This is a genomic window from Lentzea sp. NPDC006480 (assembly GCF_040611995.1).
In the GTDB taxonomy this organism is placed as follows: Bacteria; Actinomycetota; Actinomycetes; order Mycobacteriales; family Pseudonocardiaceae; genus Lentzea.
The window spans coordinates 1-23,005 of the sequence record NZ_JBEXPJ010000056.1 but is presented as its reverse complement, the minus strand read 5'-3'; the positions used below and the strand labels follow the sequence as shown (position 1 = coordinate 23,005).

The following is a 23,005-nucleotide window of genomic DNA, read 5'->3' as shown; positions in this document are numbered from 1 at the left end:
GAGATCCCGGTGAACCAGATCCACTTCGCGTTGCAGGTCTTCGCCGCGCTGGCGGTGGTGCTCGTCGCGACCACCCTGTGCGGACGGCTCGCCATGCTGGTCAAACAACCCAGGGTGGTCGGCGAGATGGTCGCCGGCGTCCTGCTCGGACCGGCGCTGCTCGGCGCCGTCGCACCCGGCGTGCAGGCCCAGCTCTTCCCCGCGGACGTCAAGAGCACCCTCTACGTGCTGAGCACGATCGGGCTCACGTTCTACATGTTCCTCGTCGGAACCTCCTTGGACCACAAGCTGACCGCGGGTTCGAACGCGCGGAGAGCAGGCGTTCTGGCCCTGTCGGGCATCGTGCCGACGTTCCTGCTCGGCGCCGGCACCGCGGTGATCTTCTTCGACTCGCTCGCGCCGAAGGGATCGAGCCTCTGGGTGTTCATGCTGTTCGTCGGCGGCGCCCTGTCGATCACCGCTTTCCCGATGCTGGCCAGGATCCTGCAGGAACGCGGCATCGCGAACACCCCGATCGGCGGCCTGACCCTGGTGGCGGCGGCGATCGACGACGCGGTGGCGTGGGCGTTCCTCGCGCTGATCATCGCCGTCGGCACGTCCGGCAGCCCGTCCGGCGCGCTGCGCACCATCATCGGCGCGACGATCTTCGCGGTGCTGATGCTCACGGTGGGCCGCAAGTGGCTGGCCAAGCTCGGCGAGCGGGCCGAACGCGACGGCAAGCTCAGCCGCGACATGATGGCGATCATCCTGCTCGTCGTGCTCGGCGCGGGCTGGTTCACCGACTACATCGGCGTGTTCTCGGTGTTCGGCGGCTTCGTCACCGGACTCGCCATGCCCAAGGGCGCGGTCGTGCGGCACGAGCTCGAAACCAAGCTCACCGACCTCAACTCGATCCTGCTGCTGCCGGTGTTCTTCGCGTTCAGCGGCCTCAACACCCAGGTCTCCGGCTTCGGCGCGGGCGGCAGGCTGTGGTTCCCGCTGGCCGTGATCATGCTGGCCGCGTTTGCCGGCAAGTATCTCGGCTGCGGCCTGGTCGTGCGCGCACAAGGCTATTCCTGGCGCTACGCCTCGGCCGTGGGTGGGCTGATGAACGCTCGCGGGCTGATGATCCTGATCTTCATCAACATCGGGCTGGCGTACGGGCTGGTGACACCCGAGATGTTCGCGATCCTCGTGGCCGTCGCGATCGTCACCACGGCCGCCGCCATGCCGATCTACCGCGCCTCCCTGCCGGATCATCTGGAAGCGCAGGCCGACGTCAGGACGCCAGCGCCGACGCGGTGACTCATTTTACTCAACACTGAAGTTATAGAGATTATGGACAGACCGTCGGATCGATAGGCTCGGCCGATGGACAGCAGTCGGCAGGATCGTGTGCGCCAGGCGTTCGACGACTTCTTCGCGGACACCCCGCAGCGGTCGGAGAGCTGGGTGCTCGACCTGTTCCAGCACACCGCCGCGACCGTGCCCGCGTACCAGAAGCTGTTGCGGGAGAACGGGATCGAGCCGGAGTCGATCAGGACGTTCGAGGACTTCCAGCGGCTGCCACTGCTCGACAAGCCGGGCTATCACGAGCGGTATCCCCTGCCGGAGCTGTGCCGGGACGGATCGCTGGTGGGCTGCGACATGATCGCGGTGTCGTCCGGGTCGAGCGGGCGGCCGACGATCTGGCCGCGGGCGCTGGAGGACGAGCTGCACGTGGCGCGGCGGTTCGAACAGGTGCTGGTGGACGGGTTCCAGGCGGATCGGCGCACCACGCTGGCCGTGGTGTGCTTCCCGCTCGGCACCTGGGTCGGCGGGCTGTTCACGCAGGCGTGCGTGCGGCACCTGGCGGCCAAGGGATGCCCGATCACCGTGGTGGCGCCGGGCAACAACAAGGCCGAGATCCTGCGGGTGCTGCCCGAGCTGGCGCCGCACTTCGAGCAGGTGGTGCTGCTCGGGTATCCCCCGTTCCTGAAGGACGTCATCGACGCACCCGGCGCCGACTGGCCGTCGTACTCGATCAAGCTGGTGCTGGCCGGCGAGGTGTTCAGCGAGCAGTGGCGTGATCTGGTGTGTCAGCGCGCGTCCATCGCCGATCCGCTGCGGGACGTCGCATCCCTTTACGGCACAGCGGATTCCGGCGTGCTGGGCAACGAGACCGCGCTGTCGGTGAGCATTCGCCGGTTCTTCGCGCTGCGCCCCGATCTGGCGCGCGAGGTGTTCGGCGGCTCGCGGCTGCCGACGCTGGTGCAGTACGACCCGGCGAGCCGGTTCTTCGAGGTGCACGACGGGACGCTGGTGTTCACCGCGGACGGCGGGATTCCCTTGATCCGCTACCGGATCGCCGACGAGGGCGGGGTTTTCGGGCACGCCGAACTGCTGGAGTACTGCGCGCGGCACGGCTTCCGGCCGGATCCCGGACCGGAGCTGCCGTTCGTCTTCCTGTTCGGGCGGTCGCTGTTCACCGTGTCGTTCTTCGGTGCCAACGTCTATCCGGAGAACGTGACCGTCGGCCTGGAACAGCCAGGGATCAGCGAGACGGTCACCGGCAAGTTCGTGATCGAGTCCGTCGAGGACGCCGACCGCGACCGGTTGTTGCGGATCACCGTGGAGACCGCGGCCGGGAAGACCGCGGACCAGCACGCCATCGCCGAGTCGATCAAGGAGCAGCTGCTGCGGCTCAACAGCGAGTACGCCCACTACGTCCCGGCCGAACGGCAGCTGCCCGAGGTCGTGCTGCGCTCCGCCGGCGATCCCGAGTACTTCCCGGCCGGCGTGAAACACAGGTACACCCGACGAGCGTGAAATGAGCTATTGCGCCACAGAGCAATAGCTTTTCCTGGCTTCCTCCCGGTGCTTAAGGTGACGTCGGCCGAATTCATTCAGTGGGCTGGGAGGAATCCTTTGAAGTTCGTTCGGCGTGTTTTCTTGGCGTTGGTTCCGGTTGCGTTGCTCATGGTCGTGGGGGTCGCGGCTCCGAGCGCACAGGCGGTGGCTCCGGTCGCCCAGACCGCGGCGGTGGGGGCGGCGTACGACACCGAGACCGGTCAGGCGCTGGCCGCCTGGGACTGCAACACCGGCAACGTCTGCTTCTGGAACGGCTTCGGCGGCACCGGCGGCCGCTGCATGTGGGACGTGGCCGACCCGGACTGGACGTCCGGTTCCGTCAAGTGCTCGTGGGCGACGACCGCGGAGGTCAAGTCCGTCTACAACCGCGGCACGTCTTCGTCGTTGACGGGCGTCGTGTTCTTCCGCAACACCGGCTACAACAACCGCATCGGCTGCACCCGGCAGGGGCAGAAGGGCGACCTGGCCGGCACCTACCAGGTGAGGTCGCACCAGTGGACGAGCGGCCGCTGCGGCTGAGCCGGTAAACCACAGAACTGTGCGCGGGGCAATAGCCTCGCGCACAGTTTTCGTTGCGTGATTCGGCGGAGTGACACGGCGGGTAATGTTCTCCACGGTGACCTGGGCCTGGGGAGGTTGCTGTGTTGCGCATCCATTTTTCCGCTGGCGATCTGGAGCGAACGCAGATAGCAGAAAGGGTCGATCCGCTCTGGGAGATGGTGTTCAGCCGGCTGAGGCTGACCGAAGGGGACAGCGGGGTTCTGCTCGAACCCTGGCTGCGTGACGTCCGGCGCCACGGCGACCGGCAGGTGATCCGCTCGGGGGTGCGGCTGCTCGCGGTGCTCTCACCGCTCGGCCCGTACTTCCCGGACTTCCTGACGCCGCCGGAAGGTGCGGACGGGCTGGGTGCCGCCCTGGACGCGATCCGGGCGACGCCGCGGGCCCGGCTGCGCGACGAACTGAAGCGGCTCGCCGGGGTCAGCTCGACTCCATCGTGGACTCGTCCGCTGGCGGAGGGCTGTGACGGTGCGCTGGCCGAGCTGACCGAGGCACTGGCGGGGTACCACGCCGCCGCGATCGAGCCGTACGGCGAGCTGATCGAGGAGGCGGTCGAGACGGACCGTCTGCATCGGACCGGTTCGGGCTCGGTCGAGGGGCTGCTGCACGGGATGTGGCCGTTGATGAACTGGCGGCCGCCGGTGCTGGAGGTGCAGTACGCGTACGACCGGGACCTGCACCTGAACGGGCGCGGGCTGCGGCTGGTGCCGTCGTACTTCTGCCGCCACACGCCCGTCGCGTTCGCCGATCCGGGGTTGCCGCCGACCGTCGTCTACCCGGTGCACCACGACTGGACGTGGCAACGGCAGCTCGCGAGTGGACGAAGGCAGGCGGGCGCTTTGGCCGCACTGCTGGGATCCACGCGGTCGGCGGTGCTGGCGGCCGTCGGCAGTGGGGCCACCACTACGGAACTGGCGGAACGGCTCGGTGCCTCGGCGTCCGCGGTCAGCCGCCACACGACCGTGCTGCGGGAGGCCGGACTGCTGACGACCGAGAGACAGGGGTTGTCGGTGCTGCACCAGCGAACGGTGCTGGGGTCGGCTCTGCTCGGCACCAACTGAGGTTTCGCCGGGCGCGGAATCCGTGGCGGCTCCGGCCGCCACGGCTGTCCACTGGTGTGGTGGCGGCATACGACGAGATCGCGGACTGGTACGAGGGACAGTTCCTCGCGGCGCAGCGGGACGATCCGCTCGGGATCGGCCTGGCGCTGCGGGAACTGCTCGGCGAGGGCACCGGCGTGTGCCTGGAGGTCGGCTGTGGCACCGGGGTGCACGCCGCGATCGTGCGGGAGCTGGGGTGGACGCCCGTCGGCATCGATCTGTCCGCCGGGATGCTGCGCCACGCACACGACCGGTTGCCGGTGGCCCGGACGGACGCGGGGCGACTTCCGCTGCGGGACAACAGTGTTCCGGCCGTGGTGGCGGTGATGGTGCACACCGACATGCCTTCGTACCCGGACGTGCTGCGCGAGGTGGCCAGGGTGCTCAAGCCCGGCGGTCTGTTCGTGCACGTCGGTGTGCACCCGTGTTTCTGCGGAGGGTTCGCCGACCGCACCGACCCCGCGGCTGTCGTGATCCGGCCCGGTTATCTCGACGGGTACTGGACCAGGAAGTCGTGGACGGACCGCGGACTGCGCGACAAGGTGGGTGCCTCGCACTGGCCGTTGCCCGCGCTGCTGAACGCGTTCCTCGACGCCGGTCTGGCGCCGGAGCGGTTCACCGAGGGAGGGACTCCGGTTCCGGTCGTGCTCGCCGTCGCAGCCAGATCGCGCACAGGCACGCTCCGAACGCTCCCGCGGTGAGCAGCACGTGGATCGCGCCGCCGAACCTCGTGGCGAACGTGATGTCCGTCCGCAACGGCACGGACTCGACCATCAGGGCGTCGGTGAACATCCCGGTGGACTGCACGACGCTGCCGTCCGGGCGGACCACCGCGCTCACGCCGCTGATCGCCGCGACGACGACCGCTCGGCCGTGTTCGATCGCGCGCAGGCGGGCCATGGCGAGCTGCTGGTAGGTCATCTCGCCGCGGCCGTACCAGGCGTTGTTGGTCGGCACCACCAGGACCTGCGCGCCCGCCGCCGCACTTTCGCGCAGGACGTAGTCGTAGGCGGCCTCGTAGCAGATGCCGACGCCCACACGGGTTCCGGCGACGTCCATGACGCCGGGTTCACTGCCCGGGATCATGTCCGGGGTGTCCGCGAACGGGGTGAAGAGGCGGGCCAGCGGGCGCAGCGGGATGTGCTCGGCGAACGGGACGAGCTCCTGCTTCGCGTACGACTGGCCGGGACCGGTGCCGGGCTGCCAGGCGATGACGGCGTTCTCGCCGTCCCGCAGTCCGCTGACCAGCACGGGCACGCCGAGCGAGTCGACCGCGCGGTCGATCACCGGGTCGTGGTCCTGGGTCCTGGTGGCGCTTTCCGGCCACACCACCAGGTCCGGCTTGGGGATCGACCCGCCGTCGATCAACGCTTTGAGCTCGGCGGTCTTGCGCAGGTGGTTGGCGCGCAACGTGTCCGCGGCGTCGAGCAGGCCGAGGCCGATGTCCGGCGCGTTGCCCTGGACGACCGCGATGGTGCGCTGGCCGTGCTGCGCGTCAACGCTGATCAACGGGCCGACGGCGAGTGCCGCGGCGAATGGCAGCACGGCCCAGGCGGCCCTGAGCCGCGGCAGCCAGTGGGCCAGGCCGAAACCGGTCAGCACCACCGCGAAGCTCACCAGCGGGGCGCCGCCGATCACCGCGAGCTGACCGAACGGGCCATCGGGCTGGCCGAACGCCACGCGGCCCCACGGGAAGCCGTTGAACGGGATCAGGCCCCGCGCGGTCTCCTGCAACACGAACAGCATCGCCGCCCACACCGGTGCCGCGGGCAGCTTCGACACCAGCGGCATCACGGCCGTCGAGCCGCAGACGAACAGCGCCATGAGCGCCGAGAGCACGAGCCACGGCCACGGGCCGAAGTCGTTGCCCAGGAAGTGCTCGATCCAGAGCAGGTGCGGCAGGAAGAACGCCAGGCCGAACACGAAGCCCAGGCCGGCCGCGCGCCGGGCCCGGACGTTGCGGAGCGTCAGCCACAGCACGACGAACGCCGGAACCGCGAGCCACCAGAGCGTGCGGGGCGGAAAGCTCAACGCCAGCGCGCCACCGGCCAGAGCGGCCGCGCCGTAGCGCACGAGGTCAGTCCTGGGCGGCAACGGGCACCCGGCGCAGGACGAAGTAGGCGCCACCCACGAGGGCGATGCCGAGGGCGTAGGCCGTGATCAGCTCGGGCACGCGGCCGGCGAAGTTGCCCGCGAGCGGCGGCACCAGCAACGCGAACACACCGACCAGCGCGGCCACGCGGGTGCGCCACTTCCCCACCGGCAGGCAGGCGGCCAACGGCAGCACCGCCCACAGCAGGTACCACGGCTGGATCACCGGCCCCAGCACCACGATCAGGCTCATCATCATCCCCAGCGCCGTCACCTCGGAGACCCCGCCCCGCAGCTGGCGCCGCAGCACCACCGCGATCCCGCACAGGATCAGCACGAGCCCCGCGATCCGTGCCGAGGAAATCATCGCCTGACCGCTTTCCGGTCCGAACACCGCACCCGCCAGATAGCCCGGCCAGTTCGTCGGCGCCATCCAGGAGTTGACCTTCGACGGCGTGCCGAGCGCCCGCACCCAGCCGAAACCGGTCCCGCCGGCCGACGTCAGCACCGACACGACCACGGCCGCCGCGACCATGCTCACGCCGGCGATCACGAACCTCGTCCAGCCGCCGCCCAGCCTTCTGGCCAGCGCGGTTCCGACGACTGCCAGTGCCACGAGCGCGGGCAGCTTGACCTGCGCGCCGAGCCCGATGAGCACCACCCCGGCCGTGAGCTGCCACCAGCGAAGTTCGGGCAGTGCGTGCAACGCGATGACAGTGCCGGACAGCATGAGGCCGAGCATCAACGCGTCGTTGTGCACGCCGCCGACGAGGTGCCACAGCACCAACGGGTTCAGCACGCCGAGCCACAACGCCCTCCCAGCCGATGTCCTGGCCGGCGCCGACGTCCCGGCGATCGCGGCCAGCCTCGGCACCGCCCAGACGATCAGCAGCAGCCCCAGCACCGCGACCAGCCGGTACAGCACGATGCCCGCCACCGGATCGCCGCCGGTGAGGTTCGTGATGGCCCGCTCCACGGTGCTGAACAGCGGCCCGTACGGCGACGGAGTGTCCCGCCAGTACACCCCGACCCGGGCCACGGCTTCCGCGCTCGCGCCGACCGCCGGGCTGACGACGTTGGGATCGAGCCCGCGTGCCGCCACCTCACCCTGGGCGAGGTAGCTGAACACGTCCCCGCTGAACAACGGCGGTGCGACGGCCACCGGAGCGCACCACCAGACCAGCGTCCGTCGCAACCACTGCGCGTCCGGGTTCGCACGACCGAGCAACGTCCAGGCCAGTACGACCAGCCCGGCTCCCGCGATGGCCAGAGCGAGCGCCATCGGCACGGCTCTCGTCGCCCAGGCCCCCGCCGTGAGCAGCACGGCACCACCGAAACCGGTCCAGCGCAACAGCTCCGGGGTGCGGGTGGTGACGCGGTAGCTCAGGGTCGACTGCATCTGCACGGACAAGACAGTGCTTTCCGGACGGATCGTCACGCGTCCGACTGCGGTCGCCTCTGGGCGTACGACTTCAGGATGATCTTTTTTAGCCCGGAGTCGGTCAACCCGCGAAGTCGTGCGTCATCCACACGGTTCCCTTGGCGTCCCGGACCACGACGATGCCGATGCGGGTGAAGGACTTGCTGAGGATGTTCTTGCGGTGACCGTCGTTCGGCGGCTTCTCGTCGATCATGCCCTGGGTCAGGTTGAGAGCCATCTTGGAGATCGGGTCGACGGCGTCCTTCACCGGACCGCCCATGCCGATGTTCTCGCCGACGGAGCTCCACTTCACGCCCGCGTCCGAGGCGCGCTCGCCGAGCCCGCTCTCCCCCGGGCACTGGTGCGAGAGACCGCAGCCGTTGCTCATCATCGCCTTGGTGTGCCGCTCGGCCGCGGTGACCAGCGTCGGGTCGATCTTCAGCGCGGGCAGGCCGTTCGCCGCCCTGGTCTCGTTGATCAGTGCGAGGACGCGTTCCTCCGGCGTGGCAACGCGAACAGGCTCGGGCGTCTGCGTCGTGGTGGTCGTCGTCGTGGTCGTTGTCGTCGTGGACGACGTTGGCGCGCTACTGCTCGTGGAGGACGTTGTGGTCTCCGCGAGTGAGGACGTCACCGTCGTCGGCGGGGCAGTGTTCGGAATCGCCACGGCAGCAGGCGGATCAGACGGGAACAGCACCATCGTGCCGACCACGCCGACCAGCGCACACACGGCCGCAGCGCCCGCCACCGCCAGAACCGGCTTGCCCGAGGCGATACCGGCGAGCCGCGAGAACGGGCCGGAGGACTCGGCCAGGTGCGCGGCGTGGCCGGTGTCGGGCCCGAAGTCGCCGAAGTCGCCCAAGTCGGTGGTGTGCGCGACGGGTTCGAGCGCCGGGTCGGCCAGGTTCTCCAGCAACCGCGGCAGGTAGGCGGCCGGAACGGTGAGCAGCGCGGCGCCGGTCAGGATCCGCTCGACCGGCATCGCGTCGTCCACCCCGCGGTTGCAGCGGGAGCACTCGTCGACGTGCCGCAGGAGCCGCTTGCGCCACAACGGACTGGGCTGTCCGGACCAGCCCTGTGCCGCCTGCGCCAGGCCCGGGCAGCGCGGTTCGGCCGACAACGCCCGGACCAGGTGCCGCACGGTCTCCAGGCGGCCCTTCAACCGGCTGAGCCGCACGGTCACCGCGTGCGCGCCGAGGTCGAGCGCGTCGGTCACCTCGGCGCGGGTCAGCTGCCCGACGCGCTCCAGCGTCCACAACGCCAGCAGCTCGCGGTCGGCCGGGTCGAGCCAGCGCGCGGCCTCGTCGACCTCACGCCGTTGCTGGGCGAAGTGCAGGCGGGACAAGGCGACCTCGACGAACTCGGCGCCAGGGTCGGCCCGGTCGTACTCCTCCAGCGGCGCGGGGGCGAGGTCGCGGCGGCGGTAGTGCTCGCGGATCTGGTTGATCGTCACCGCGACCAGCCACGACCGGAACCGCTCCGGCTCCCGCAGCGAGTCGATGCCCCGGATGACGCGGAACATGGTGTCCTGCACGACGTCGTCGACGTCGGCGTCGGCGGACAGGGCTCTCCCGGCGATGTTGTAGACCAGAGGTAGGGAGGCTTCCACGACCGCGTCGAGCGCCGCACGATCACCGGCTCGTGCGGCGATCACCTGCTCCGCGTCCAAATGGCCCAGCCACTCCGTCACGTCCAACACCCTCACTGTCGCAGACGATTTCCGTACGCCATGGGAGACCGGGCAGTCTCACCTCAGGTCACAGAAACCGGGCGCGTAAGTGAGCCAGGTCACACCGCGATCACGGCCACCCCGGTGCGGCCGCCGTCGACGTCGATCACGGTGCCGTGCACGAACTGCGCGTCGTCCGAGGCCAGGTACACGGCGGCGGTGGCGATGGCGTCGGGATGCCCCGAACGTCCCGCCGGAGTGCCCTGCATCATCACGTCGCCGGGGTGCGGGCCGTCCCAGTCCGGCGGGACGATGACGCCGGGCGAGATCGCGTTGACACGGATGCCCCGTGGCCCGAACTCCGCCGCCCACGCGCGGGTGAGCGTCTCCATCGCGCCCTTGGTGGAGCTGTACAGCGAACTGACCCCGATGCCGAGCCGGGCGATCCACGAGCCGAGGTTGATGATCACGCCCGCGTTGGCGTCGATCATCGCCGGGACGAGGGCCTGGGTGAGGAAGAACGGGGCTTTCACGTTGACGCCGTAGACGTGGTCGAACGTGTTTTCGTCGGTCGTCGGGGTGGTCGACGGCGGGTAGATGCCGGCGTTGTTCACGAGGATGTCGACGCGGCCCACCAGCTCGGCGGCTTCCGCGGCGAGCGCGTGACTCGCGGCGGGGGTGCCGTCGAGGTCGGCTCGGGCGAAGTCGGCCTTTCCTCCCCTGGCTCGGATCTGGTCGACGACGGCGGCGCCGCGTGCCTCGTCGCGTCCGGAGACGACGACATGCGCGCCCTCTCTTGCGAACGCCTCCGCGATCGCGCGGCCGATGTTGCTGGTGGAACCGGTGATGAGGGCCGTCCTGCCCTGCAGTCGCTGTGCCATGCCCTCGAAGTTAGGCATCCATTTTTGGACCAGCAAGTCCAGAAGTTCAGGCTTTGAGGTAGTCGAGGAGGGTGTCCAGCGACGCTTCCAGGTGCGTGCTGCTGCCCGACGACCTGAGCACCTGCACCCCGCCTTGGATGCCCGCGATGAACGCCGCCGCGGTCTTCTCCGGGTCGACACCAGGCCGGACGAGCCCGGCTTCCTGCATCTCCTCGATGCCTTCCCGGACGTGGAACTGCCAGCGGTTGAGGAGCGTGCTGATCACCTCCGCCGCGCCCGGCGTGCTGCCGACCTGGCTCATGAGCGCGCCGAGCGGGCAGTTCCGGCCCTGCGTGCGGTACCGGGCGACCACCGAGTCGCGCCAGCGGTCCCAGGCGGCCCAGCTCGTCAGCGCGCCGAGGTGCGGCTGCTGGTCGTCGAGCACCCGGCCGGCCTCGTGGCGGGCGACGGCGAGGAACAGCTCTTCCTTGCCGTCCGGGAAGTAGTGGAAGATCTGGCCCTTGCTGGTGCCGGTGATCGCGCGGATGTCGTCCAGCGTCACGCCCGCCGGGCCGTCGCTGCGCAGGTACGCCGCCGCGCCCTCGATGATGCGCTGCCTGGTCGCGCGCCCTTTGGCTGTGAGTCCCACCTGGCGATTTTAGGCTTTCTGGACCGCCCGGTCCACTGTGGTTGACTGGGATCATGCTCCCTTGGGAAGGCTCGCTGGCCGGTCGGCTCGACCGGCACACCGTCGTGTCCGAACTGCTGCGCGACAACGTGCTCGGTGATCCTTTCGAGCGGCCGTTGTGGGTCTACGTGCCGCCGGGCTACTCCGAGGGCTCTGAGCGATATCCGGCGGTGTACGTCATTCAGGGCTACACGGGCCACTTGTCCATGTGGGCCAACCGGACGCCGTTCCGCCAGCCGTTCATCGAGACGGCCGACGCGGTGTTCGCCAACGGCGCGCCGGGTTGCATCGTGGTCTACGTCGACGCGTGGACGACCTATGGCGGCTCGCAGTTCGTCGACTCCCCCGGCACCGGCCGCTACCACTCGTACCTGTGCGATGAGATCGTGCCGTGGGTCGACGCGCACTACCGCACGATCCCGGACCGGGAGTCGCGGGCGATCTCGGGCAAGTCGTCCGGCGGGTTCGGCGCGATGATCACGCCGATGCTGCGCCCCGACCTGTTCGGCGCGCTGGCCACGCACGCGGGCGACTCGCTCTACGAGCTCTGCTACGTCCCGGACTTCGGCAAGGCCGTGCGAGCGCTGCGGTCCTACGACCACGACATCCGGACGTGGTGGGCGGACTTCCAGAGCCGTCCCGCCTTCACCAGGCCGGAGGACATGGACCTGATCGGCACTCTCGGCGTCGCCGCGTGCTTCTCCGCGTTGGACGACGGCACGCCGGAGCTGCCGTTCGACCCGGTGACCGGCGTGCTGCGGCCGGACGTGTGGCAGCGCTGGCTCGACTGGGACCCGGTGCGGATGGTGCCGCGACATTCCGACGCCGTGCGGTCGTTGCGCGCGGTGTGGATCGACGCGGGCCGCAGCGACGAGTACTTCCTCGACCTGGGTGCCTCGGCGTACCGGGAAGAGTTGTCGAAGGCCGGAGTGCCGGACGACCGCGTGCACTTCGAGCTCTTCGACGCCGGCCACGGCGCCATCGACTACCGTTACCCGCTCTCACTGGGGTGGTTGGCGGAAAGGCTGGCTCGCTGATGCGCGACGTGACGCTGCGACCGATCGAGGACAGCGACCTGGACGCGGTGTTCGAGTTCACGCGCGACCCGGAGTCGGTGCGGATGGCCGCGTTCACCGCGAAAGACCCTGACGACCGCGAGGCGTTCGACGCGCATTGGCGCAAGATCCGCGCACGTACCGACGTCACCAACCGCGTGATCGTCGGCGACGGCCGGGTCGTGGGCACCATCGCGAGCTTCGTGCAGGAAGGCGACACCGAGATCACCTACTGGATCGACCGCTCGGTGTGGGGCCAGGGCGTGGCCACGCGCGCGCTGGCGTTGTTGCTGCAGGAAGTGCCGGTCCGGCCGGTGTACGGCCGTGTCGCCAGCGACAACGCGGGCTCGATGCGGGTGCTGACGCGGGCGGGCTTCGAGAAGGTCGGCACTGACGTCGGGTACGCCAACGCGCGGAATGCGGAGATCGAGGAGACGATCCTGCGCCTCAGCTGACCACGTTCCCGGTACCCAGCACGCCGAGGGAGCTGCGGCTCGTCGAACGCCTCGGTGCGGTGGCCAGACGCAGGTGCGGAGACGGCCGTCAGTGGCGACACGACCGGCGCCTGATGGCCGGCTCGGCGAGCGGAGATCCAAGAGACGAACCTGCGTCTCAGCCGACGAACTTCTCCGTGCCCAGCACACCGAGCAGCTGCAGCTTGTCGAACGCCTCGGTGCGCGGCGGCGCGGTGAGCACCAGCAGCATCTGCGACTGGTCCTCGGTGAACAGGGCCTGGCAGTCGACCTCGATCTCGCCCAGCTGCGGGTGGACGAGCACCTTGTGGTCCTCGAAGCGTTTCGCGACCTCGTGGCGGTCCCAGATCGACGCGAACTCGGCGCTTTCCCGTTGCAGCACGCGGACGAGCTCGCCGGCCCGCGACTTGGGGCCCATCGCGGCGTAGGCGGCGCGCAGGTTCGCGACCTGGGCGCGGCTCTGGCGGTCGCGGTCGTGTTCGGGGTAGATCGAGCGCTCCTCCGGGTTCTTGAACCAGCGGTAGATGGTGCTCCGAGCGAGTCCGGTGAACTGGGAGGAGTCGCCGTACAGCGCCTCGGCGTACCGGTTCTGCACGAGGATCTCGCCGAGGTTCGACAGGATCAGCGCGGGCGTGTCGTTCAACCGGTCGAGCACCCGTTGCAACGCCGGTGCGACGTGCGAGCTGGTGGCCTGGGGCGACGGGGCGTTGCGGCCGGCGACGCGGAACAGGTAGTCGCGTTCGTCGTCGGTCAGCCGCAGCGCGCGGGCCAAAGCGGCCAGCATCTGTTCGCTGGGCTGCGGGCCGCGTTGCTGTTCCAGGCGCGTGTAGTAGTCGGTCGACATCGCGGCCAGCGACGCGACCTCTTCGCGCCGCAGGCCGTGAGCTCGCCTGCGAGCGCCGACGGGCAGGCCGACGTCCGCCGGCCTCAGTTCTTCCCGGCGGCGGCGCAGGAAGGCCGCTAGTTCCGCACGATCCACAACCCCGAGTATGGAGGGCGCACGCGAAGTAACCAGGGATCGCCGATCCCCCGATAAGCGCTCTCTGCCGCGCCTCGTGCGCCGGGGCCGAAGCTCGGTGCATGGACATCACCGGAAACACCATCTTCATCCCTGGCGCCACCAGCGGCATCGGCCTGGCGCTCGCCCACGCCCTCAAGGAGCGCGGCAACACCGTGATCGTCGGTGGCCGCCGCACCGAACTGCTCGAGCGGATCGCGGCCGAGGGCCTGGAGACCGTCCGGATCGACACGACCGACGCCGACAGCGTCCAGACCGCGGCCAAGGACGTGCTCGCCCGCTTCCCGGCGACCAACGTGCTGATCACCATGGCCGGCGTCATGCGGGTCGAGGACTGGCACCGGCCGGAGTCGTTCCTGGAGTCCGCCGAGGGCATCGTGACCACGAACATCCTCGGCCCGATCCGCCTGATCGCCGCGTTCGTCGAGCACTTCCAGACCCTCCCGGACGCCACGATCATGACCGTCTCGTCCGGCCTGGCGTTCGCGCCGCTGAAGGTCACGCCGAGCTACAACGCCTCCAAGGCCGCGATCCACATGCTCAGCGAGTCGCTCCGGCTACAGCTCGCCGACACCTCGGTCAAGGTGGTGGAGCTGGAGCCGCCGTCGGTGCAGACGGACCTGCTCCCCGGTCAGGCGGACAACGACCACGCCGTGCCGCTCGACGAGTACGTCGCCGACGTCATGAACATCATCGAGACGCAGCCCGACGCGAAGGAGATCCAGGTCGAGCGGGTGAAGTTCCTGCGCTACGCCGAGGCACGCGGCGACTACGACCAGGTCGTCGCCGCGCTCAACGCCTCCGACCCGCACTAACTCACGTAACGCACTGTCAGGTTGGGATCGCGGGCGATCTCCTGTTCGGAGAACCGCCCGCTGACCCACTTCTTCTCCACGTACAGGTGCGCCTGGTCGTGGTGGTGCGGTGAAGCGCGGTTGGCCGACTGGCCGTAGACCATCAACGAACTCATGCGCGGCCCATTCGCAGTGAGTTCCACGGCCATCACGAAGCTGGTTCCGTGCGGGACGTCGGAAATCTGGTCCAGCGGCCGCGGCACGCCGGGCACCGAGACGACGTTGAAACAGCCTTCCGGGCCGCGGCAGCCGTGGATCGGGATGCCCTCGTAGTGCTGGACGTCGTCGAGCTTCACGTCGACCGGCACGCCGGCGCTGGCGAAAGCCGTCACCGTGTCGGCGAAAGCTCGCCCGACACCGGGGTCGGCGGTGTTGAGGCCGCGCGGGGTGTGGACGGGATCCGCCGGGTCGTACGGCACCAGCCACCGGTTGACGCCGGGACGCTGGGTCAGGCCGATGAAGGCCCGCCAGAAGAACGCTCCCCTGCTCTGCTCGCCGATGTCGCCGGTTCCGCCCCACTTCGCCAACGTCTCGCAAGCCGCACGGACGTCCACCCCGTTCAGCGTCGGATTCGCCTGGCACAGCGCGACAACGGCCTTCAGGCCCTCCTCGGCGCTCAGGTTCCGGTTGCCGAACATCGCCGATTCCACAGTGGACAGGGTGAAGGTGCGATCGGTGATCATGTCGAGACCGAGGCGGGTGCGCGGTGACCGTTCGCCGCCGGAGTCGCCGACGATCGAGGGGTAACCGGTCAGCGGGGCGGCCGGGTTCGTCAGCCACGGGCTGTCGTTCATGTTGCTCACGTGGTCGTCGCGAACGAGCCGCGGCAACCGGCTCGCGCCGAACACGCCCGGCCGAACCGCGTCGGGATCAGTCCCCCAGCCGCACGACGAACGGCTGCCGTCGAGGATCACGAAACCGATGTCAGGACCGGTGCCGCACCGGGCGCGCTGGTCGTCGGTGACGTGCGGGACGACCTGGATGTCGGCGTAGTAGGCGGTGCCGGTCGAGTCGGAGGCGAGCGTGTTCACCCACGGCAGCGCCTGATGTCCGACGAGCGCCTGCTGCAGGTCCGCAACGCTGCGGGCACGGGCGATGGCGAGCCACTGGTCGACGACCGCGAGGTTGCCGGAGTTGGCGTCGCGCAGCACGTACGCCGTCGTGTCGGTCCATTGCAGCGCACCGGGATCGGCGATCACCGGGCCGTCCGGCGTCCGGTACAGCGTCCTGGTCACCGGCTTGGTGCCATCGGACACGGTGACGTTCTCGGCGATCATCCGGTGCGTCTTGCCGTCGACGACGTAACTGGTGGGGTCGCCGGGCACGAGGGCGAGCTTGGCGAGCGTGACCGTCTGCGCTTCGGACGCGGTGTGGGTCCAGCCGAGCCGGTCGTTGTGGCCGATGTTGACCAGCGGGATCCCGTACAGTCCGGCGCCGCTCACGTTCAGCTCGCCGGGGATCGTGAGCTGCTGCTGGTAGAAGCGCCAGTCGTCGGCCCAGTAGAAGTGCGGGTTGCCGAGAACGATTCCGCTGCCCGTGGTCGCCTCGCGGCCGAGCGCGATTCCGTTGCTGCCCGGTCGTTGTTCGGCGCGCCGCACGGGTTTCGCCGGTGCCGGTGAGCCGGGAGGCTGGGCGGACGCGACGGGTTCCTGCAGTCCTTCGCCGCCGGTGAGAGCCGCGACCTGGTGCACGCGCCGCCACACGTCGATCTCGGTGATCGGCCGCACCCAGGCCGCGCCCCGGCAGCGGGCGTCGGGCAGATTGGCCACGCCGGTCTTCGCGAGGTAGCGGTTGAAGCCCGTGACGTAGCCGCGCACGAGGTCACGGGCCTGCCGCGACTGCTGCGGCAACGCGCGTTCGAGCACGCCGGACTGGTTGAGCCGCTGGTGGTAGAGGTCGCTGACGAGGTTCCCGTCACCGGACTCCGTGGTCGCGTCCGGCCCGAACCACCGCGAGCGCTGTGCTGACGTCGTCACCACGATGTCCGCCATCATGCAGACGTTGTCCTCGGCGAACGCGAAACCGAGGCCCAGCCCCAAACCACGGTAGTCGGCCGCGCGGATGTGTGGAATTCCGTAGGACGTCCGCCGGATCATGACACCGGCGCCGGCGTGGCTCACGGCAGGAGTGGTGACCAGCAGCGTGAGGCACAAAGCGATCAGCCTGAACATGCTTCCCCTATTCGTTGTGCAGCACGGTGGCGATCGACAGGCGTGCGGCTCCCCTGGCCGGCACGAGCGCGCCGAGCACGGCGATCACCACTCCAGCGAGAGCCAGCAGGGCGAGCGCGGGCGCGTGGTAGACCTCCATGAGGACGTCGACGGCGTCGGCCTGGCCCGCGTGAGCCATGGCGGGCACGACGAGCTGGTGTGCCGCCACGCCCAGGGGCACCCCGGCCAGCCCGCCGACCACACCGAGCGCGCCCATGGAGGTCACCAGCATCGCCGTGACCTGGCGCGGGGTCATGCCGATCGACTTGAGCATCCCCAGGTCGCGGCGGCGCTCGCGGGCGTTGAGGACGACCGTGTTGAACACGCCGAGCGCCGCCACCGCCCCCAGGACCAGCGTCAGCGTGATCGAGGCGCTGACGATGATCACCCCCGTCGACGACGAGCCGTCGCGCGGTGGCATGACGCGCAGGCCAGAGTCTCCCTTGGCGATCGCGGCCGTGTAGGTCGCGCGGTCCGTGCTGTTCGTGAACCTGGCCTGGTAGGAGTGGGCACGGGTGCCCGGTGCGAGCACGCTCAGCGCGCTCCAGTCGGCGAAGATCTGGTCGTCGTTGTTGGTGAGCACGACGCCGACGATCTTCAGTGCCGTCCGGTTCTCCTTGGCCTGCACGGTGATCGTGTCGCCGACGGCGAGCCCGCGCTGGTTGAGGAACCTCGACGGCACGACGACCTGGCCGGGTCCGTCCGGCCAGTGCCCGGTGAGCACGCGCGGGCCGAGCGCGCCGATGTCGCCGCGGTAGAAGAAGATCGTGGCGTTCTGGGTGCCGCCCGCGACCTCGGTCTCCAGCTCGGAAATCGCCAGCACCGCGGCCGTACCGGGCAACGAGCGCAACATCTTCTCGTCGTCGGCGTCGCTCAACGTCGCGTTGGGCGGCTCCCCCATGGCCGGGTTCATCATGGGTGGAAGCCCTTGTGGCCGTCCGGCCAGGACCTCGACGCGGTCGGCGTAGGAGGGGCGGACCGCGTTGTTGTAGCCCGTCACCGACATCATCACGCCCGCGGCGAGCGTCACGGTCATGACGCCCAGCACGACCGACGCCAGAGTGAGCGCGCTGCGGCCCGCGCGGGCGAACGGCACGCCGAGACCGAGGCTGACCGAGCGCGGCAACGGCGTTCCGGTGAGCCACCGCTGGATCCTCAGCGCGCGACCGGTGTGCGTGGTGGTGCCCGCGCTGATCGCCCTGGCGGCCGGAAGCCTGCGGGCCCGCAGTGCCGGGACGAGCGCGGCCGAGATCACGAGCGCGGGCATTCCCAGCAGCGCCACCGCGTTCACCCACGGCGCGAAGCTCATCTCGGTCACGCCGAATCCCTCGACCGCGTCCTGCACGATCGGTTTGGCGAAGAAGTTGCCCGCGACAGTCCCGAGCACGCAGCCGGCAACGGCCGGGATCGAGACCATCACCAGGTACACCGCCATGACCTGGCCCGGCGTGAACCCGAGGGCCTTGAGCATCCCGATGTGCCGGAAGCCCGCCACGACCGCGCCGCTCACGACGTTGGCGACGATCAGCACCGCCACGACGAGCCCGAGCAGGCCGAAGATCATCAGGAACGGGATGAACACGCCCAGCTCGGACGTGACCTTGTCCTTGACCGTGAGGTGCGACAGGCTGCCCAGCACCGCGCCCTCGGGAAGGCCCTGGGTGACCGACTTCTGGTCCTCGGCCACCTCGGCCGCGGTGCCGGCGTCCGGGAACCGGTAGAGCATCTGCAACGCGGTCGGGTGCAACGCCTTGACCTGCTCGGGAGTCACCCACGCGTCGGCAGAGCCCGTGACGGAGTGCGCGAACCCGACGACGGTCAGCTTGGGCAGGCCGGCGGCGGCGACCTCCAGGCCGTGGCCGGTCGGGCCCTCACCGCCGCCCGGTGGACGGTTCAGGACGATCTCACCGGGTGCGGTGGCCCAGCGGCCCTGCCAGACGGTCAGGCGGTCGACCTGGCCGCCGGGATCCGCGCGGCCCGCCACGGTGAGCGTGCCCATGAAGACCGGACTGGTCGAGGTGTCCACTGTGGCCTGTTCGAACGGTCCCGCGTACTCGGTCTGCCCCGCGGCCTGCCTCACCTGTTCCGCAGTGGTCCTGGCAGAGTCGAACGCTACCGCGAGGTGCGCCCCGCGCTGGGTGGCGAAGGCCTTGTCGAACGGCGCCGCGGAGGATTCGAGCAGCCCCAGGGCCATGACGATGGTCGCGGTGGAGGCGCACACGACGACGCCGATCACGATCGTCTGCAGCATCCGCCGCCGCACCGCCGCCCACGCCGCGGTCCAGACCGCGCTCACGGGGTGCGCTCCAGGCTCTGCTCCCGCGCGATCCGGCCGTCGACGACCTCGACGACCCTGCTGGCACACCGGGTCGCGAGCCGTTCGTCGTGCGTGACCAGCAGCAGCGTCTGGCCGAACTGGTTGAGGTCGAGCAGCAGGTCCATCACCTGCTCGCCGGACCTGCTGTCCAGCGCGCCGGTCGGTTCGTCGGCGAGCAGCAGCGCGGGCCGGTTCATCAACGCCCGCGCGACCGCGACGCGCTGCCGTTCACCGCCGCTGAGCCGGGCCGGGTAGATGTCCTTGCGGTTCTCGATGCCGAGCTCGCCGAACAGCTCCAGCGCCCGTTTCCGCGCCTGCCCCGCCGCCGTGCCGGTGAGCTGGGCGGCCAGCGCGACGTTGTCCAGCGCCGACAGGTCGTCGAGCAGGTTGAAGAACTGGAAGATCATGCCGATCCCCCGCCGGCGGAACAGCGCGAGCCCGGTCTCGTCCAGCGCCCCCAGGTCCGTGCCCTGCACGACGACCGAGCCCGAGGTCGGCCGGTCGAGGCCCGCGATCATGTTGAGCAGCGTGGACTTGCCGCTGCCGGACGGTCCCATCACCGCGACCGCTTCCCCCGCCCGCACGGTCAGCGACAACCCGTCCAGTGCTGTCGAGTCGCTGTACTCCTTGCGCAGGTCCGTTATTTCGACGACGGCGTCGTTGTTCATGGCGGCCATCCTGTTCGCCTGAGGCCGGGCCGGGCATCAGTCCCGGGAGGTAACCTGCCGGACGGGGTCATCCTGGGGATGTAGCGGCTGCATCCCGGGTGTGATGCGCGCACACCTCGCGCTCTGGGAGGGTGATCGTGTGTGGGAGCTGATCGTGGCGGTCGCCGCGTGCCTGGCCGCCGTGTTCTTCGCGGTGCGGCTGGCGATGGCGAAGCGCGCGTACACCCGTGCGATGGAGGAACGCGGCTGGCTGCTCGAACGCGAACGGGAAAGCGCCGCGCGTGGAGCCGTGGACGCCGAACGCGCCCGGATCGCGAGGGAGCTGCACGACATCGTCAGCCACAACGTGAGCGTCATGGTGGTGCAGGCCGGAGCCGCGCGCCGGGTGCTCGCCACCGAGGCCGAGGACGCCGCCGGCGCGTTGCTGGCCGTGGAGTCCGCCGGGCGCGACACGATGACCGAGCTGCGGCACATGCTCGGCCTGCTCGCGCCGTCGGCCGACGGTGAGGACCTGCTGTCGCCGCAACCGGGTCTGAGCAGGCTCAGCTCACTGGTCGACCGGATGTGCTTCGCAGGGCTGCCGGTCGAGGTCCGCATCTCGGGCGAGCCACGCCCGTTGCCGTCCGGAGTGGACCTGACGGCGTACCGGATCGTCCAGGAAGCCCTGACGAACGCGCTCAAGCACGGCGACGGTGGCAAAGCGGACGTGACGGTGCGCTACGCCGATCACTACCTGCGGGTCGAGGTGCTCAACACAGGTCCCAGCGTGCTGTCCGGCGAACCGCTGTCCACAAAGGACGGCGAGGGCCGCGGGCTGCTCGGGTTGCGCCAGCGCGTGGCCGTGCTCGGTGGCGACCTCGACGCGCGCCGGCGGCTCGGCGGCGGGTTCCGCGTCCGGGCGAGGATTCCGCTGTGACCGCGCCACGGGTGGTGATCGCCGACGACCAGGCGTACGTGCGCATCGGGTTCCGCATGATCCTGACCTCGGGCGGCATCGACGTCGTCGGCGAGGCCGCGGACGGCGCCGAGGCGGTGACGGCCGTGCGGGACCTGCAGCCGGACGTCGTGCTGATGGACATTCGCATGCCCACCATGGACGGTCTCGAAGCCACCCGCCGCATCGTGCGCGAGACGCCCGGCTGCCGGGTGCTGATGCTCACGACGTTCGACCTCGACCGCTACGTCTACGACGCCCTCTCGGCCGGTGCCAGCGGGTTCCTCCTGAAGGACGTCACGGCCGAGCACCTCGTCGCCGCCGTGCGCCTCGTCGAGACCGGTGACGCCCTGCTGGCGCCGTCGATCACCCGCCGGTTGGTCGAACAGTTCGCCGCACCGGTGGCGCGGGGCCCGGTCGTGCACGGGGACGTCGCGGTGCTGACCCCGAGAGAACGGGAGGTGCTGACGCTGGTGGGGCAAGGGCGTTCCAACGCGGAGATCGCCGACGACCTGACCTTGAGCGAGGCGACCGTGAAGACCCACGTGGCGCGGATCTTCGCCAAGCTGGAACTGCGCGACCGGGCCCAGGCCGTCGTGCTCGCCTACGAGACCGGGCTGGTCGCGCCCGGCAGCTGAACACTGATCGCCAGCAACGCGGTGTCGTCCTCGACGCCGGCGCCGAACGAGGTCAGCAGCCCGGTCACCGCGGTGATCACGGACCGCGCGGTGGCCGGGCCGCTCAGATCGTCCCGCAGCTCTTCCTCGCTGTAGCGGGTGTCCGCGCCGATCCGCGCCTCGGTCAGCCCGTCGGTGTAGAGCAGCAGCGTGTCGCCCGGTCCAAGATGGACGGTCGTGGTGGTGAAACGCGCCTGCGGCAACACACCGACGAGCTGGCCGCCCGGCATGCGCACCAGCTCTCGCGTGCCGTCCGCGCGGATCAGCACCGGCGGAGGGTGCCCGCCGGTCGCCAGGGTGACGGTGGCACCGGTGCTGTCCGGGCGGAGGCGGCCGTAGATCACCGTGCACAGGCGCGGGTCCGTGTGGTTCAGCACGGCGTTGAGATGCTGCAGCACGCCTGCCGGTTCCGGGTCGTCGATCGCCGCCGAACGCAGCGTGTAGCGGGTCAGCGAGGTCACGACCGCCGCGTCCGCGCCCTTGCCGGACACGTCGCCGAGGAAGAAACCCCACGTGCCGGCGGTGAGCGGGAACAGGTCGTAGAAGTCGCCGCCGACCTGGTCGAGCGACGCCGGGTGGTAGTAGGCCTCGACCTCCACCCCCGGCACCTCGGGCAACGCCGGTGGGAGCAGGGTCTGCTGCAACGTCCTGGCCAGCTGCTGGGCCCGGTCGCGTTCCAGTTCGGCCTGCCGGCTGGCCCGCAGCAGCTCCTCCTCGTACGCGCGCCGGTCGCGGGCGTCGAACACGGTGGTGCGGATCAGCTGCGCCTGGCCGCCGGGACCCGTCTTGACCACCGAGGTCAGCAGGACCGGCAGCCGGGTGCCGGCCGCGGTCTTCATCTCCACCGCCACCCCGCCGAGCTCACCCTGCATGTGCAGCAACGGCGAAACGTGCGTCTCGTAGTACATGCGGCCGCCGACCGTGAGCAGATCGGGGAACCGGCGGCGGCCCACGAGCTCGTCGCGGTCGAAGCCGAGCCACCCGAGCAGCGTCGCGTTGACCTTCGCGATCGTGCCGTCCAGCAAGGTGGAGATGTAGCCGCAGGGCGCGTTGTCGTAGAGGTCCTCCGCGCTGTCTTCCAGCAACGCGGCGAAGGTCACGCACTCCGGCCCGGTCATCGGCCGACCACGAACTCCAGGATCGCCTCCGCGGTCATCTCCGGCGCGCTCAACTGCGGACAGTGCCCGACCGCGTTCAGCGTCACCAGCTTGCTTCCGGCGATCTGGTCGTGCGTGAACCGCCCCACCTCCGGCGGCGCGATGGCGTCCACCGCGCACTGGATCACCAGCGTCGGCACGGTGACCTTCCGCAGGTCCTCCCGGTTGTCGGACAGGAAGGTGGCGCGCGCGAACACCCGCGCGACCGCCGGGTCCGTGCGGCAGAAGCTGTTCCTCAGCTCCTCGGCCAGTTCCGGCTGGTCGGGGTTGTCCACGATGACCGGCGCCATCGTCGCGGACCAGCCGAGGTAGTTCGACTCCAGGGCGGCGAGCAGCTCGTCGACGTCCTCGCGGCTGAAGCCGCCGCGGTAGTCGCCATCGTCCACATAGCACGGTGACGGCGTGAGCAGGACCAGCTGCGCGAACCGTT

The 23,005-nt window shown here is 70.0% G+C and carries 21 protein-coding genes; 10 read left to right on the top strand and 11 right to left on the bottom strand.

Annotated features, from left to right (window positions below; genetic code table 11):
• Nucleotides 1-9: 9 nt before the first annotated feature.
• The 5 genes from ABZX92_RS22535 (at nt 10) to ABZX92_RS22515 (ending at nt 5,188) form a co-directional block, all read left to right on the top strand.
• On the top strand, nt 10-1,284 hold the full coding sequence (locus ABZX92_RS22535; RefSeq protein WP_355562561.1) for a cation:proton antiporter: 1,275 nt from the start codon (nt 10-12) through the stop codon (nt 1,282-1,284).
• 66 nt (nt 1,285-1,350) lie between these two features.
• Complete coding sequence (locus tag ABZX92_RS22530) at nt 1,351-2,787, top strand: phenylacetate--CoA ligase family protein (protein ID WP_355562559.1); 1,437 nt, start codon at nt 1,351-1,353, stop codon at nt 2,785-2,787.
• 123 nt (nt 2,788-2,910) lie between these two features.
• Entirely contained in the window at nt 2,911-3,348 is a 438-nt protein-coding gene (locus ABZX92_RS22525) for a peptidase inhibitor family I36 protein (RefSeq protein ID WP_355562556.1), read from the top strand.
• A gap of 197 nt (nt 3,349-3,545) precedes the next feature.
• Nucleotides 3,546-4,448: a helix-turn-helix domain-containing protein gene (locus ABZX92_RS22520; RefSeq protein ID WP_355562553.1), complete on the top strand. Its 903-nt coding sequence runs from the start codon at nt 3,546-3,548 to the stop codon at nt 4,446-4,448.
• Nucleotides 4,449-4,507: 59 nt separating this feature from the next.
• Nucleotides 4,508-5,188 (top strand): class I SAM-dependent methyltransferase, encoded by a 681-nt coding sequence (locus ABZX92_RS22515; RefSeq protein WP_355562550.1) that lies wholly within the window; start codon nt 4,508-4,510, stop codon nt 5,186-5,188.
• On the opposite strand, the gene lnt is transcribed toward ABZX92_RS22515, so the two are convergent.
• From lnt to ABZX92_RS22490, 5 genes are all read right to left on the bottom strand, one after another.
• Entirely contained in the window at nt 5,103-6,581 is a 1,479-nt protein-coding gene (gene lnt / locus ABZX92_RS22510; protein ID WP_355562548.1) for an apolipoprotein N-acyltransferase, read from the bottom strand. The two genes, ABZX92_RS22515 and lnt, sit on opposite strands and share 86 nt — an antisense overlap.
• Nucleotides 6,565-7,977: a polyprenol phosphomannose-dependent alpha 1,6 mannosyltransferase MptB gene (gene mptB, locus ABZX92_RS22505; protein ID WP_355562627.1), complete on the bottom strand. Its 1,413-nt coding sequence runs from the start codon at nt 7,975-7,977 to the stop codon at nt 6,565-6,567. Before mptB ends, lnt begins: the two co-directional genes overlap by 17 nt.
• A gap of 103 nt (nt 7,978-8,080) precedes the next feature.
• Nucleotides 8,081-9,685: a sigma-70 family RNA polymerase sigma factor gene (locus ABZX92_RS22500; RefSeq protein WP_355562545.1), complete on the bottom strand. Its 1,605-nt coding sequence runs from the start codon at nt 9,683-9,685 to the stop codon at nt 8,081-8,083.
• A gap of 98 nt (nt 9,686-9,783) precedes the next feature.
• On the bottom strand, nt 9,784-10,545 hold the full coding sequence (locus tag ABZX92_RS22495; RefSeq protein WP_355562542.1) for an SDR family oxidoreductase: 762 nt from the start codon (nt 10,543-10,545) through the stop codon (nt 9,784-9,786).
• 46 nt (nt 10,546-10,591) lie between these two features.
• Complete coding sequence (locus tag ABZX92_RS22490) at nt 10,592-11,173, bottom strand: TetR/AcrR family transcriptional regulator (protein ID WP_355562539.1); 582 nt, start codon at nt 11,171-11,173, stop codon at nt 10,592-10,594.
• Between the two features lie 53 nt (nt 11,174-11,226).
• Here ABZX92_RS22490 and ABZX92_RS22485 point away from each other — a divergent pair, with 53 nt between their 5' ends.
• Nucleotides 11,227-12,249, top strand: a complete 1,023-nt coding sequence (locus ABZX92_RS22485) for an alpha/beta hydrolase-fold protein (protein WP_355562536.1) — start codon at nt 11,227-11,229, stop codon at nt 12,247-12,249.
• Nucleotides 12,249-12,722, top strand: coding sequence for a GNAT family N-acetyltransferase (locus ABZX92_RS22480; RefSeq protein ID WP_355562533.1), 474 nt, complete (start codon nt 12,249-12,251; stop codon nt 12,720-12,722). Before ABZX92_RS22485 ends, ABZX92_RS22480 begins: the two co-directional genes overlap by 1 nt.
• Nucleotides 12,723-12,879: 157 nt before the next feature.
• Here the strand turns inward: ABZX92_RS22480 and ABZX92_RS22475 are convergent, their stop codons facing one another.
• Complete coding sequence (locus tag ABZX92_RS22475) at nt 12,880-13,719, bottom strand: helix-turn-helix transcriptional regulator (protein WP_355562530.1); 840 nt, start codon at nt 13,717-13,719, stop codon at nt 12,880-12,882.
• 101 nt (nt 13,720-13,820) lie between these two features.
• Here ABZX92_RS22475 and ABZX92_RS22470 point away from each other — a divergent pair, with 101 nt between their 5' ends.
• Nucleotides 13,821-14,573: an SDR family NAD(P)-dependent oxidoreductase gene (locus ABZX92_RS22470; protein WP_355562527.1), complete on the top strand. Its 753-nt coding sequence runs from the start codon at nt 13,821-13,823 to the stop codon at nt 14,571-14,573.
• On the opposite strand, the gene ABZX92_RS22465 is transcribed toward ABZX92_RS22470, so the two are convergent.
• Genes ABZX92_RS22465 through ABZX92_RS22455 form a run of 3 tightly spaced genes read right to left on the bottom strand, consistent with a single transcriptional unit; the run spans nt 14,570 to nt 19,807 of the window.
• The gene (locus ABZX92_RS22465; RefSeq protein WP_355562524.1) at nt 14,570-16,783 is read right to left on the bottom strand and encodes a penicillin acylase family protein; all 2,214 of its coding nucleotides are present in this window, start codon (nt 16,781-16,783) and stop codon (nt 14,570-14,572) included. The two genes, ABZX92_RS22470 and ABZX92_RS22465, sit on opposite strands and share 4 nt — an antisense overlap.
• Before the next feature lie 7 nt (nt 16,784-16,790).
• Nucleotides 16,791-19,118 carry an ABC transporter permease gene (locus ABZX92_RS22460; RefSeq protein ID WP_355562521.1) on the bottom strand — a complete coding sequence of 776 codons (2,328 nt, stop codon included), beginning with the start codon at nt 19,116-19,118 and terminating at the stop codon, nt 16,791-16,793.
• Nucleotides 19,115-19,807: an ABC transporter ATP-binding protein gene (locus ABZX92_RS22455; protein WP_355562518.1), complete on the bottom strand. Its 693-nt coding sequence runs from the start codon at nt 19,805-19,807 to the stop codon at nt 19,115-19,117. The genes ABZX92_RS22460 and ABZX92_RS22455 overlap by 4 nt, the downstream gene beginning before the upstream one ends.
• A 103-nt stretch (nt 19,808-19,910) precedes the next feature.
• Between ABZX92_RS22455 and ABZX92_RS22450 the strand changes: the two genes are divergently transcribed.
• Entirely contained in the window at nt 19,911-20,723 is an 813-nt protein-coding gene (locus tag ABZX92_RS22450; RefSeq protein WP_355562516.1) for a histidine kinase, read from the top strand.
• On the top strand, nt 20,720-21,379 hold the full coding sequence (locus tag ABZX92_RS22445) for a response regulator transcription factor (protein ID WP_355562513.1): 660 nt from the start codon (nt 20,720-20,722) through the stop codon (nt 21,377-21,379). The genes ABZX92_RS22450 and ABZX92_RS22445 overlap by 4 nt, the downstream gene beginning before the upstream one ends.
• Here the strand turns inward: ABZX92_RS22445 and ABZX92_RS22440 are convergent.
• Together ABZX92_RS22440 and ABZX92_RS22435 are read right to left on the bottom strand one after the other, a co-directional pair.
• Nucleotides 21,346-22,536, bottom strand: coding sequence for a SpoIIE family protein phosphatase (locus ABZX92_RS22440; RefSeq protein WP_355562511.1), 1,191 nt, complete (start codon nt 22,534-22,536; stop codon nt 21,346-21,348). The two genes, ABZX92_RS22445 and ABZX92_RS22440, sit on opposite strands and share 34 nt — an antisense overlap.
• A partial coding sequence (locus ABZX92_RS22435) for an alpha/beta hydrolase (RefSeq protein WP_355562508.1) occupies nt 22,533-23,005 on the bottom strand: 473 nt, incomplete at its 5' end. The genes ABZX92_RS22440 and ABZX92_RS22435, both read right to left, overlap by 4 nt.

What these genes read in the sequence shown, in the direction of transcription:
- ABZX92_RS22440 (WP_355562511.1), bottom strand. Translation starts at nt 22,536, where the DNA reads ATGACCGGGCCGGAGTGCGTGACCTTCGCCGCGTTGCTGGAAGACAGC.
- ABZX92_RS22455 (WP_355562518.1), bottom strand. Translation starts at nt 19,807, where the DNA reads ATGAACAACGACGCCGTCGTCGAAATAACGGACCTGCGCAAGGAGTAC.
- ABZX92_RS22485 (WP_355562536.1), top strand. Translation starts at nt 11,227, where the DNA reads ATGCTCCCTTGGGAAGGCTCGCTGGCCGGTCGGCTCGACCGGCACACC.
- mptB (WP_355562627.1), bottom strand. Translation starts at nt 7,977, where the DNA reads ATGCAGTCGACCCTGAGCTACCGCGTCACCACCCGCACCCCGGAGCTG.
- ABZX92_RS22450 (WP_355562516.1), top strand. Translation starts at nt 19,911, where the DNA reads ATGCGCGCACACCTCGCGCTCTGGGAGGGTGATCGTGTGTGGGAGCTG.
- ABZX92_RS22470 (WP_355562527.1), top strand. Translation starts at nt 13,821, where the DNA reads ATGGACATCACCGGAAACACCATCTTCATCCCTGGCGCCACCAGCGGC.
- ABZX92_RS22495 (WP_355562542.1), bottom strand. Translation starts at nt 10,545, where the DNA reads ATGGCACAGCGACTGCAGGGCAGGACGGCCCTCATCACCGGTTCCACC.
- ABZX92_RS22520 (WP_355562553.1), top strand. Translation starts at nt 3,546, where the DNA reads ATGGTGTTCAGCCGGCTGAGGCTGACCGAAGGGGACAGCGGGGTTCTG.
- ABZX92_RS22530 (WP_355562559.1), top strand. Translation starts at nt 1,351, where the DNA reads ATGGACAGCAGTCGGCAGGATCGTGTGCGCCAGGCGTTCGACGACTTC.
- ABZX92_RS22480 (WP_355562533.1), top strand. Translation starts at nt 12,249, where the DNA reads ATGCGCGACGTGACGCTGCGACCGATCGAGGACAGCGACCTGGACGCG.
- ABZX92_RS22465 (WP_355562524.1), bottom strand. Translation starts at nt 16,783, where the DNA reads ATGTTCAGGCTGATCGCTTTGTGCCTCACGCTGCTGGTCACCACTCCT.